General features: G+C 45.4%; 1 pseudogene. It reads left to right on the forward strand.

The features are described 5' to 3' along the window. Positions 1 to 96: 96 nt before the first annotated feature. Positions 97 to 368, forward strand: a pseudogene (locus AACS92_RS04240) (transposase); the annotation flags it as partial.

Consider the following 368-nt stretch of genomic DNA (forward strand, 5'->3'; position numbering starts at 1 on the left):
TGACAGTAACGACAAATCACATCCACTTTAGCCATATCTCACCCAGAATAAAAAGTAGGGAGTTTATCACAAGATCTAATCATTGGGAGCATGACCCACCGCGACTTCCCCTCCTTGCTCAGTTATACCCGTTTTATCAGCGTTGCTCCGTCCGTTTTGGTCCCCTTATCCAGTTATCTGGCTCAATTAAAAGGAAAACCAACAGGCATTGCTTTTATCGACTCCACGAGTTTGCGCGTTTGCCATAACATCCGTATTCCTCGTCATAGGGTCTTTCAGGGCATCGCGCAACGCGGAAAAACCTCAATGGGATGGTTCTATGGGTTCAAATTACACCTGATTGTTAACCATCTGGGCGAAATTTTAGC

This window comes from Xenorhabdus sp. KJ12.1 (assembly GCF_963876495.1).
Classification (GTDB): domain Bacteria; phylum Pseudomonadota; class Gammaproteobacteria; order Enterobacterales; family Enterobacteriaceae; genus Xenorhabdus; species Xenorhabdus stockiae.